Origin of the sequence: Sulfurovum sp. bin170 (genome assembly GCF_010892395.1) — a bacterium.
Classification (GTDB): domain Bacteria; phylum Campylobacterota; class Campylobacteria; order Campylobacterales; family Sulfurovaceae; genus UBA1140.
In genome coordinates this window covers 1-10,199 of record NZ_JAACKB010000234.1, presented here as the reverse complement: position 1 = coordinate 10,199, position 10,199 = coordinate 1, and the positions used below count along the sequence as shown (strand labels likewise).

The window sequence follows — 10,199 nt, the reverse complement described above, 5'->3', positions numbered from 1 at the left end:
GCCTTTGTTTTTGGGAGAAGAAAAGATGAAGTTTTTCTAAAACTCAAAAAGCTATTAGAACCATTCAAAATAGGAAAATATTATACAGATAATTGGGGCTCGTATAGTAAAAACCTAGATGAAAACAAGCATGAAATTGGAAAGAGAAATACGCAAACAATTGAGAGAAAAAATCTTACTTTAAGAACAAGAGTTAAGAGACTTACTCGAAAAACTATCTGTTTCTCTAAGTCTATCAAAATGCATGATATTGTTATTGGTCTCTTGATTAATGTTTTGGATTTTGGACTTTTGATATAATGAAAAATTATATCAACGGAATTGGTACACTACCCACTAAATTAATAACTAGATTTTAACACAAGGAGTAAATGCCTCATCTTCTATAATTCTCAATTGGCTCTTCTCATAAGAGCCAATTATTTTGATTTTCTTTACATATAAGTTTAACTCTTCTAGTGCTTTTTGCAAATCACAACACTCCAAAGAGCCATCTACATCTATATGAAAATGACTCTCTTTTAGTCTCCCTAGAGGTATGTAGCTCTCTATTTTAAGTATATTCACACGATTTTTTGCAAAACCCCCAAGAGCTTGATAGAGAGCAGAAGGGATGTTTCTGACTTCAAATATAATTGAAGTTATATACTCTCTCTGCTTTTTTATCTCTCTCTTTTTTGAGTTAGACAGAACAATAAATCGTGTAAAATTATTTTTTTGGTCTTGAACATTCTCTTTTAAAATCTTGAGACCATAAGTTTTGGCGGCCAATGATGAAGCGATAGCAGATAGATATATACTACCTCTCTCTTTTATCTCTTTGGCTGAACCTGCCGTATCAAACTGTGCTGTTGCTCTGATATTTAATGCTTTGAGTGTATTACGGCACTGTGCTAGACCTTGTGGATGAGAGTAGGCGTATTGGATATTCTCTAATAAACTATCTTCTAAACCCATCAGACAGTGTTCTATCTTCTGATAATGTTCACCTACTATCTGCAACTTCATCTCTGGAATTAGACCATAAAACTCATCAACTCTACCAGCTGTTTTATTCTCAATAGGAATCATAGCAAAGTCTGATTTCCCCTCTTCTACCTGCTCCATTGCATCTTCAAAGGTCTCATTTTCCAAACACTCTATCTCCTCACCAAAATAGCCATAACATGCCAAATGTGAATAAGCTCCTGCGATACCTTGATATGAGACTTTGACTCTTTTTGACATTCTATTTACTCTTTACTCTATTTTTTATGCTCTATTTTATGTAGAGTATCATCATCATTATGGGTGATACTACTTGTTCCAAACACTTTACCCATAATGTGTTTAAATCCTGTCTCATTCTCTTCATATTCTCTCTCCGACTCTTGCAATGCACTCTCCCAAGCAGATGAGAATCCAGGGGCTTGTAGCATCATTTTACGCAAAGCAGTATCATATATATTAAACTGTCGAAGCTCTGCCCGTCCAGGTTTCTGTCCCAATGTTTTTACTGAAATTCTTAAGTTCTCATTATCTTTTTTGAGTCCCTCTATCTCGTCCATAAGTGTTTTATTTCCTGTATCTGTAATCTTCATCTGTCGCTCTAAGTGGTCTTTGTACTCTTTTAACTCTTTTTTGTGTTTTTTGACTACAAAAAATGATTTTATTGTACTTAATAACCATCCAATTACAATACCTCCAATAATTATCAATATAGTCTGTGCATTTAACTCTATCTCCATATAGTTTTTCCTTTAATAGTTTATTTTTTTGATTATAACATAAGAATTTAAATAAAAAATAGATTTATATGATAAAATTTCAAGATGAGAATAGATTTGCACAATCATACTACGCGTTGTAACCACGCAGAGGGTACAATAGATGAGTATATAGAACGAGCGATAGAGCTTGGAATTGATATTTATGGATTTAGTGAACATGCTCCTATGGATTTTGACCTAGAGTATCGTCTACTATTTAGCAATATGGGCGATTATGTTCAAGATGTACTATCGGCTAAAGAGAGATATAGAGATAAGATAGAGATACTTCTTGGCTATGAGGTAGATTATCTTGAAGGTTATATGGATGAGAGAGTTTTAAAAGCTGATGTGGACTATCTAATAGGTTCCGTTCACTTTCTTGATAAGTGGGGATTTGATAATCCTGAATTTATCGGTGGATGGGAGAGTCGCAATATAGATGATATTTGGCAAGAGTATTTTGATGCTATAGAGGCTATGGCAAAAACGGGCTATTTTGATATAGTAGGACATCTTGACCTTATCAAAGTTTTTAAATTTATGCCATCAAAAGATATACGACTAATTGCCAAAAATGCACTAATAGCTATCAAAAAATCAGGCATGGTAATTGAACTCAACGGAGCAGGTCTTCGAAAACCAATTAAAGAGATATATCCATCTGCTTCACTACTAGAGGTAGCATATGAACTCAATATCCCCATCACCTTCTCCTCCGACGCACATACACCTGAACAGGTGGGTTTTGGATATAGCAAAGCTACGGCACTAGCCAAAGAGGTTGGATACACAAAAGCTGTTACTTTTGAACGGCGACAACAACAATTGATTACTTTTTAATCAAAAAATCCTATGGTTTTAAAAAAGTTTCCGATACAATCAACGCAACTTAAAACTTTAGGAGAAACAAATGGGTAAATTTGTAAACAATGTAGATGAATTTTATAAATTCTGTGAAGAGAATGAAGTAGAGTATGTGGATTTTAGATTTACAGACATCAGAGGTGCATGGCACCATATTTCATATAGAATGGATGCTGTAGATGCTGGTATCTTAAATGGTCTTCCATTTGATGGCTCTTCCATCGAAAACTGGCAACCGATTGAGAAGTCAGATATGCTCCTTAAGCCAGATATTGAGACAGCGTTCCTTGACCCATTTACAGCTGATAGTACCATTATCGTTATCTGTGATGTTTATGACATCTATAAAAATGACCTCTATGAGAGATGTCCACGAAGTATCGCTAAAAAGACTTTGAAGTATATGGAAGAGTCTGGTGTGGGTGATGATGCGTTCTTTGGTCCAGAAAATGAGTTCTTTATCTTTGATGATGTTAGAATCTGGTCAGGGGTTAACCAAACTGGATACAGAGTTGACTCTGAAGAGGGTGAATGGAACTATGGAACTGGTTATGAGATGGGCAATATGGGTCACCGACCAGGAACAAAAGGTGGTTACTTCCCAGTAATGCCAACAGATACTATGGTTGACCTTAGAGCTGAGATGATGCAAGTAATGGATGATATTGGTCTTACTGTTATGTTGGGTCACCATGAAGTTGCACAAGCACAAGGCGAGATTGGTATCAAATATGCGGGACTCATCGAAGCTGCTGATAATGTACAAAAGTACAAATATGTTGTAAAAATGGTAGCACACCTCAATGGTAAAACAGCTACATTTATGCCAAAACCACTCTATGGAGATAATGGTAACGGTATGCATGTTCACCAATCAATCTGGAAAGAGGGTAAAAATCAATTCTATAAAGAGGGTGAGTATGCAAACCTAAGTGAGATGGCTCTACAGTATCTTGGTGGAATATTCAGACACTCAGGTGCAGTTGCGTCATTTACAAACCCAAGTACCAACTCATACAAAAGATTGGTTCCAGGATATGAGGCTCCAAGTATCTTGACATACTCTAGCCAAAACCGTTCAGCTGCTTGTCGTATTCCTTATGGTGCGGGTGAGATGGCAACAAGAATTGAGACAAGATTCCCAGATAGCACTGCTTGTCCTTACCTCTGTTTTTCAGTTCTTATGTTAGCTGGACTTGATGGTATCAAAAACAAAGATGTTCCTGTTGGACCTATGGATATTGACCTGTTTGAGCTTACACTTGATGAGATTAAAGAGAGAAATATTCCTCAGATGCCAAGAACACTAAGAGAGGCACTAGAAGGTCTTCGTGAAGACTTTGAGTTCCTTAGACCTGTTATGAGTGATGAGTTTATTAATGCTTATAGACGATATATGTTTACTAGTCAAGTTCACCAAGATGAGGCTAGACCTACAGGATTTGAGTTTAAGACTACTTATTCTTGTTAATTATAAGGGCAGACACATTGGTCTGCCCCTACAAATCTCCTCTCTATTATTTTCCCTTAATCTCTTTTCCGATATAATCACGCGTTTGTAAAATCTACAGACAAATTCTCTCGTAGTTAATCCTTGAATGGTTGCACAGTTGTGTGTTAAGGGCTACAGTGAAACAAACCTATAGACTACGGTCTCTAAAAATATTATTTTTGTCTTAAAATATATAATTTTGAAACCCATTGGAGTCGGAGGCTTTAGCCCCGAACAAGACGAGGCTAAAGCCATCGTTTCCTAGATTTTCAACTCAATTATCTATTTTTGGACTTTTGCAAGGAGCAAAATATGGTAACAATGAAAGACTTACTCGAATGTGGTGTACACTTCGGTCACCAAACAAGAAGATGGAATCCAAAGATGAAAAAGTTTATTTTTGGTGAGAGAAAAAATATCTATATTATCGACCTACAGAAGACTCTTAGATACTTCAAATACACTTATGGTGTAGTAAAAGAGGCAGCAGCAGAGGGTCAAACAGTTATCTTTGTAGGAACTAAAAAACAGGCTCGTTCAGGTGTCAAAGAACATGCAGAGAGATGTGGTATGCCATATGTATCTACAAGATGGTTAGGTGGGATGTTAACAAACTACCCAACAATGAAAAAATCTATCAGAAAACTCGAAATTATTGAGCAGATGGAGGAGAGTGGACAACTTGACCTTTTGACTAAAAAAGAGGCTCTAATGCTAACAAGAAAAAAAGCAAAACTATCTGCTTATCTTGAAGGCTTCAGACATATGAAAAAACTTCCAGATATGATGTTTGTTATTGATGCTGTTAAAGAGCATATTGCTGTTAAAGAGGCTAGAAGAATGGGTATGAAAGTTATCGCTCCACTAGATACAAACTGTGACCCAGATGTAGTTGACTATCCAATCCCAGGAAATGATGATGCTATCCGTTCTATCAATCTTTTCTGTAAAGAGATGGCAGAAGCGATAATCGAAGGAAAAGCTGAACTAGCTGAAAAAGAGGGTATGCAGGCTACAGATGCACCATCAGCAGATGCAGAACTTGCAGAGGCTATGATGGCTCCTAGAGATGAAGCTACAGAAGATAAAGCTACAGAAGATGAGAAGAAAGAGATTGTTGCAGAGGCTGTAGCTGAAGGTGGTTCAGAAAAAGATGAACTTACTAAGCTTACAGGTATTGGTCAAGTTGGTCAAGAGAACCTCTATGCTGCGGGTATTACAACATTTGCTCAAATCGCAAAGATGAATGAAGAGACAGCAAAAGCAGCAAAAATAAAAACTGAAGCTATTGCAGAAGCTAAAGAGTTGGCAGGAGCATAAGAGATGGCAAATTTTGGACCAAAAGATATTAAAAAACTAAGAGAGACTACTAGTGCAGGGATGATGGATTGTAAAAATGCACTAAAAGAGTCAGATGGTGATTTTGATGCGGCTGTTGCATGGCTAAAAGAGAAAGGTCTAGGAGCCGCTGCTAAAAAGTCTGGTAAAGTTGCTGCAGAGGGTGTTGTATCTATCGAAGTATCTGATAACAAAGCTGTTGTAGTTGAGATTAACTCTCAAACAGACTTCGTAGCTCAAAATGATATTTTTAAGGGTGTTGTTTCAGAGATTACAAAACACGCTTTTGATAACAGTTTGGCTGATGCAGATGCTATTAACAGTTCAGAGATTGATGGTCAACCGTTTGCTGATTATCTATCACTTAAAATTGCTACTATTGGTGAGAACCTAGTAGTAAGAAGAGCTGGTATGGTATCTTCAGACGATGATACCGTAGCTATCAATGGTTATCTTCATGCAAATAGCAGAGTTGCTGTTCTTCTTGGTGCAAAATGTGAAGATGCTACTATTGTCGAAAAAGTAAGAGGCGAACTCAAAAATATAGCAATGCACGCAGCAGCTATGAGTCCAACTACTCTATCTTATAGTGATTTTGATGCTGATTTTGTTGAGTCAGAGACAAAAGGTAGAATCGAAGTTGTTAAAAAAGATAACGAAGAGAGAGTAAGACTTGGAAAAGCTCTTAAAAATGTTCCTACATTTGTAAGTAGACTACAACTAACCGATGAGGTTATTGCAGAAGCAAAAACAGCTATCGAAGCTGAACTAAAAGCAGAGGGTAAACCAGAGAAAATTTGGGATAGAATCGTTCCTGGTAAACTAGATAGATTTATCTCTGATAATACTCTACTTGACCAAGAACTTGCACTTCTTGACCAGAAATATGTTATGGATGATAGTGTTACTGTTGGAGAGCATATTGCAAAAATATCTGGTGGTAAAGCTCTAATTACTGACTTTATTAGACTTGAAGTTGGTGAAGGTATCGAAGTTGTTGAGGAAGATTTTGCAGCAGAAGTTGCAAAGCAGATGGCGTAAAGATTAATCCACCTCGTTCCCACCGTCTCGGTGGGAATGCATAGACAATATTGGAACATAAAGGATAATTAAATGTCCACCCCCCTATTAAAAGCAACCAACATAGCCCACTCATTTGACTATCAACTTTTTACTGATGTAGATTTTGAACTCCAACCCCAAGAGAGTATTGCCATTCTCGGACGAAGTGGCTGTGGAAAATCAACGCTACTTCATATATTCTCTAGTTTTATAGTTCCCAATGAGGGTGAAGTTCATCTCTTGGGTCATAATCTTTATAGACTGAGAGATGAAGAGATTGAGCAGATTCGCAGAGATGATTTAGGTATTGTATTTCAAGCTCACTATCTATTTAAAGGCATGAAAGCTATAGAAAACCTAGAGATTGCGACTCTCCTATCAAATGAGACTATTGATGATAAACTACTAGAACAACTAGAGATAAAAGAGTTAATGGAACAAAAAATCGGTGAGCTATCAGGTGGACAACAGCAACGAATCTCTATCGCTAGAGTTCTTAGCAAAAAACCCAAAATCATCTTTGCAGATGAGCCTACTGGAAATCTTGACAGAGAGACAGGCAATCTAGTTATGAGAGTACTTTTGGACTATATCAAAGAGAACAGTGCCTCTATGGTACTTGTAACTCATGATGAGAATATGGCTAAACTGTGCGATAAACGATATATCTTAGAGAACAAAAATTTAGAGGAGTTTTAGATGACTCTCTCTCTTGTTGATATATCTATCAAAGCATCTTTATTTTTTATCGTATTTTTTGGTGGGATATTGATTACCAAGTTTATCATAAAATGGTTAAAATTATAAAAAGAGCTAAAACCTAATTATAAAAAGTGTCAACACAGCCGAACTAACAACCCCACCAATCATAGGCGAAGCAATCCTCTGCATCACTTCACTCCCAACCCCATCAATATACATAATCGGAATCAACCCACCCAAGATAGAAAACACGGTCATCAACTTAGGACGCACACGCAAAACAGCTCCCTCATAGATAGCCTCTTTTAGATTTTCAGTAGTTCTCTTTTTCACTTTTTCCACAGCCTCTTCCAAGTAAATAATCATCACAATAGCCGTCTCTGTTGCCACCCCAATGAGTGATAAAAATCCAACAATCACAGCAATTGAGAAGTTGAAATTTAACATATCCACATAGAGTATCCCTTCAACCGTGGCAAATGGCAAGGTTAAAAAGACGATTAGGGCATTTCGCATACTCTGTAGCCCCATATAGATAAGGATAAAAGTTACAAAGAGCGTAATCGGCACAATAAAAAGGAGTCGTTCCATTGCTGATTCGAGATATTCACTCTCTCCTGCCCATTCAAAATAGTAGCCTGTTGGTAGTTTGAGGTCAGCCAAGAGTTTCATTCCCTCTTTTTTGTAGGCTTGTGAGGTTGTCCCTTGATTTGGAGTAATGTAGATAAAGATAACCTTTTTACCCTTTTCAGCTTTCAGGATAGAAGGAGCTTCTTTGTAATAGAGGTTGGCAAAGGTTTTAAGTGGTGCATATCCATAAGGTGTTTTAATCCGTATATTTCCCATGCTGGTCACATCGGCTCTGGAACTTATGCCTATCAGACAGGAAGATTGAAAAACAGTAAGATTGATATGGATTTAAAAGTCGATGGTCATTTTCAAAAATATGATTTTGGTATTAGATTTCAGCCATTGGAGGTAGATTATCAGTTGGGTTGGTTCACCATTAGCCCACGCTTCTATGCTACGCTGGGGTATCGTTATACAGCTTGGGATTTGGATGACATCCATATAGATATTAGTGGTATGAATATCTCATCTGAGTCAGCTGATTTCAGTATGAATTCTAAAGTTGGGTATTTTGGGGTTGGGTACTCATTTTAGTGAGTACATTAACCATTTAATTTATTGGCTGTCAACAAGATTATTAATCAACATTCTCTCTTCGTCCAATGAAAGATAACGCCACTCACCGATTTTGATATTGAGTTTAAAACTACCAATACTAATTCGGTTCAAGTTTAAGACCTTCAATGGTGTCCCAAATTTTGGGTCTTTAAGTGACCCAAAAAGCCTACGAATATGTCGATTCTTTCCCTCGTCAATCTCTACTTTGAGTTTTGTTTTCGCACCACCAATGCCTATTTTTTCGACATTAAGGGCTTTAAGTATATCGTTCTTGCTTTCCATTCCATTCATAGCCGATGCAATATGTTCGTCTGTTACATGACCTCTAACCCAGATTTCGTAAACCTTAATGCAATTCCCAGGTTTGGTCAACACATTGCCTATTTTGCCGTTGGTTGTAAACAATAGAAGCCCCTTAGATTCTAAATCAAGTCGTCCGATGGGCATCCATCCGTCAACAAAAACCCAATCGGGTAAAAGGTCATAAACTGTTTTTCGCCCACGCTCATCAGACCGTGTGACCACATAACCCTTAGGCTTATTGAGTACTAACAGTTTTTTAGAATCATTCGTTGTTCTATTCATTAGGTGTATTCCTTGGGTGTTTTTGATGAACCCTTAAATTAAGATTGGGGTTATTCTTTTATGATGCAAATCCACCCTTCTTTAATTTCTCATTCATCTGAAACTATATCCTAAAAACTAAATTTTTTCATTTTTTTGTGGGTCTGCGTTCCAACTGTTTGTCTCTTTTGTATTGTTCATTTTCACTTATCTATCACCCAATTCACAACCTTCGACCGAGCATAAACCTTCCCAAACTCATCTTCCACACTTACCTCAAACGACAACCTTCTTTTTTTCTCTTCCACCAATGAAGCCGTCACATAAATATCTATGACTTCTGCTGATTGCATTTAAAACCCTTCTGTCGTATCTTCCAACAAAAAAGAGACCAAAGACACAAGCTCAATTCTAACCCCATCCTCTTCATAAAAACCCTCTTCTCCATAGGTTATAATCAAACCTCTATTTAAATCGTACTGTTTACAAGCATTGACCAAGCCTTTAAATTCTCTGGCTTTTGTCTTCTCATTATCCATCTCATAGGTTACTTGTATCGCCCCCGTTACTCTTCCTTTTTCGACCACTACAAAGTCACACTCTGATGTTCTGTCCGTATGATAATATATCTCTTTCTCTCTTCGTCGTAGCTCCAAAAAGACAGCATTTTCCATAGATTTCCCTATATCATCAGAAAATTTATAGAGAAGTGTATTGTTAAAACCTATATCTATAGAGTAAACTTTTTTGTCCGTTTGTGTGGTGATTTTTTGACTATACTTGTCAAGGGTTAAACTCAAATATATATCTTCTACATAGCCCAAATACGCATAAAGACTATTTTTACTAATTTTAAAACCACTAGATTTAAGGTCATTATAGATTTTATTAACAGAGACCAACTTCGTCGAAGAGGCTAAAATACGCTTTAAAAAGAACTTTAACGCTTCTATATTTTTAATCGAAAATCGCTCTATCAAATCTTTGTAAATCATCACATTATAATAGTCTTGAAGAATCTTCTCTCTAATTCTATCATCAAAAAGAAGTATCTCAGGAAAAGCTCCATCCTGTAAAAACTTCTCTAAACGGTTATGAATAAAGGCTAAACTTTTGGTACTATATAAATCTACTTCTATCTTCTCAAAAGCCAAATATTCACGAAAAGAAAGAGGAAAAACCTCATAAGTAATGGTTCGACCACGCAAAGAGGTAGCAATATCTCGACTCAACAGCTT

At 36.7% G+C, this 10,199-nt stretch carries 13 protein-coding genes; 7 read left to right on the top strand and 6 right to left on the bottom strand.

Annotated elements, in window-relative coordinates:
- On the top strand, positions 1–300 hold a 300-nt coding region (locus GSY74_RS05580; RefSeq protein WP_223157476.1), incomplete at its 5' end, for an IS1 family transposase.
- Positions 301–348: 48 nt separating this feature from the next.
- Here the strand turns inward: GSY74_RS05580 and GSY74_RS05575 are convergent.
- Together GSY74_RS05575 and GSY74_RS05570 are read right to left on the bottom strand one after the other, a co-directional pair.
- The gene (locus tag GSY74_RS05575; RefSeq protein WP_164664115.1) at positions 349–1,227 is read right to left on the bottom strand and encodes a prephenate dehydratase domain-containing protein; all 879 of its coding nucleotides are present in this window, start codon (positions 1,225–1,227) and stop codon (positions 349–351) included.
- 17 nt (positions 1,228–1,244) lie between these two features.
- Positions 1,245–1,727 (bottom strand): hypothetical protein, encoded by a 483-nt coding sequence (locus GSY74_RS05570; RefSeq protein WP_223157475.1) that lies wholly within the window; start codon positions 1,725–1,727, stop codon positions 1,245–1,247.
- 84 nt (positions 1,728–1,811) lie between these two features.
- Between GSY74_RS05570 and GSY74_RS05565 the strand changes: the two genes are divergently transcribed.
- From GSY74_RS05565 to GSY74_RS05545, 5 genes are all read left to right on the top strand, one after another.
- The gene (locus GSY74_RS05565; protein ID WP_164664114.1) at positions 1,812–2,591 is read left to right on the top strand and encodes a histidinol-phosphatase; all 780 of its coding nucleotides are present in this window, start codon (positions 1,812–1,814) and stop codon (positions 2,589–2,591) included.
- 70 nt (positions 2,592–2,661) lie between these two features.
- Entirely contained in the window at positions 2,662–4,086 is a 1,425-nt protein-coding gene (gene glnA, locus GSY74_RS05560; protein WP_164664113.1) for a type I glutamate--ammonia ligase, read from the top strand.
- A 333-nt stretch (positions 4,087–4,419) separates the two neighbouring features.
- Positions 4,420–5,427: a 30S ribosomal protein S2 gene (gene rpsB / locus GSY74_RS05555; RefSeq protein WP_164664112.1), complete on the top strand. Its 1,008-nt coding sequence runs from the start codon at positions 4,420–4,422 to the stop codon at positions 5,425–5,427.
- A gap of 3 nt (positions 5,428–5,430) precedes the next feature.
- Positions 5,431–6,486, top strand: a complete 1,056-nt coding sequence (gene tsf, locus GSY74_RS05550; protein ID WP_164664111.1) for a translation elongation factor Ts — start codon at positions 5,431–5,433, stop codon at positions 6,484–6,486.
- Between the two features lie 72 nt (positions 6,487–6,558).
- Complete coding sequence (locus GSY74_RS05545) at positions 6,559–7,206, top strand: ABC transporter ATP-binding protein (protein ID WP_164664110.1); 648 nt, start codon at positions 6,559–6,561, stop codon at positions 7,204–7,206.
- A 114-nt stretch (positions 7,207–7,320) separates the two neighbouring features.
- Here GSY74_RS05545 and GSY74_RS05540 read toward each other — a convergent pair whose 3' ends face one another.
- On the bottom strand, positions 7,321–8,064 hold the full coding sequence (locus tag GSY74_RS05540; protein ID WP_370518772.1) for an efflux RND transporter permease subunit: 744 nt from the start codon (positions 8,062–8,064) through the stop codon (positions 7,321–7,323).
- A 57-nt stretch (positions 8,065–8,121) separates the two neighbouring features.
- Between GSY74_RS05540 and GSY74_RS05535 the strand changes: the two genes are divergently transcribed.
- Entirely contained in the window at positions 8,122–8,373 is a 252-nt protein-coding gene (locus GSY74_RS05535; RefSeq protein WP_164664108.1) for a hypothetical protein, read from the top strand.
- 21 nt (positions 8,374–8,394) lie between these two features.
- Here the strand turns inward: GSY74_RS05535 and GSY74_RS05530 are convergent, their stop codons facing one another.
- The 3 genes from GSY74_RS05530 to GSY74_RS05520 all read right to left on the bottom strand — a co-directional run.
- On the bottom strand, positions 8,395–8,982 hold the full coding sequence (locus GSY74_RS05530; protein ID WP_164664107.1) for a pseudouridine synthase: 588 nt from the start codon (positions 8,980–8,982) through the stop codon (positions 8,395–8,397).
- Between the two features lie 182 nt (positions 8,983–9,164).
- Entirely contained in the window at positions 9,165–9,314 is a 150-nt protein-coding gene (locus GSY74_RS05525) for a hypothetical protein (protein ID WP_164664106.1), read from the bottom strand.
- Positions 9,315–10,199: ATP-binding protein (locus tag GSY74_RS05520; protein ID WP_164664105.1), on the bottom strand; the 885-nt coding region annotated here is incomplete at its 5' end.

Excerpts from the sequence above, each read along its gene's own strand:
- GSY74_RS05575 (WP_164664115.1), bottom strand. The coding sequence starts at position 1,227 with ATGTCAAAAAGAGTCAAAGTCTCATATCAAGGTATCGCAGGAGCTTAT.
- GSY74_RS05570 (WP_223157475.1), bottom strand. The coding sequence starts at position 1,727 with ATGGAGATAGAGTTAAATGCACAGACTATATTGATAATTATTGGAGGT.
- GSY74_RS05565 (WP_164664114.1), top strand. The coding sequence starts at position 1,812 with ATGAGAATAGATTTGCACAATCATACTACGCGTTGTAACCACGCAGAG.
- glnA (WP_164664113.1), top strand. The coding sequence starts at position 2,662 with ATGGGTAAATTTGTAAACAATGTAGATGAATTTTATAAATTCTGTGAA.
- rpsB (WP_164664112.1), top strand. The coding sequence starts at position 4,420 with ATGGTAACAATGAAAGACTTACTCGAATGTGGTGTACACTTCGGTCAC.
- tsf (WP_164664111.1), top strand. The coding sequence starts at position 5,431 with ATGGCAAATTTTGGACCAAAAGATATTAAAAAACTAAGAGAGACTACT.
- GSY74_RS05545 (WP_164664110.1), top strand. The coding sequence starts at position 6,559 with ATGTCCACCCCCCTATTAAAAGCAACCAACATAGCCCACTCATTTGAC.
- GSY74_RS05535 (WP_164664108.1), top strand. The coding sequence starts at position 8,122 with ATGGATTTAAAAGTCGATGGTCATTTTCAAAAATATGATTTTGGTATT.
- GSY74_RS05530 (WP_164664107.1), bottom strand. The coding sequence starts at position 8,982 with ATGAATAGAACAACGAATGATTCTAAAAAACTGTTAGTACTCAATAAG.
- GSY74_RS05525 (WP_164664106.1), bottom strand. The coding sequence starts at position 9,314 with ATGCAATCAGCAGAAGTCATAGATATTTATGTGACGGCTTCATTGGTG.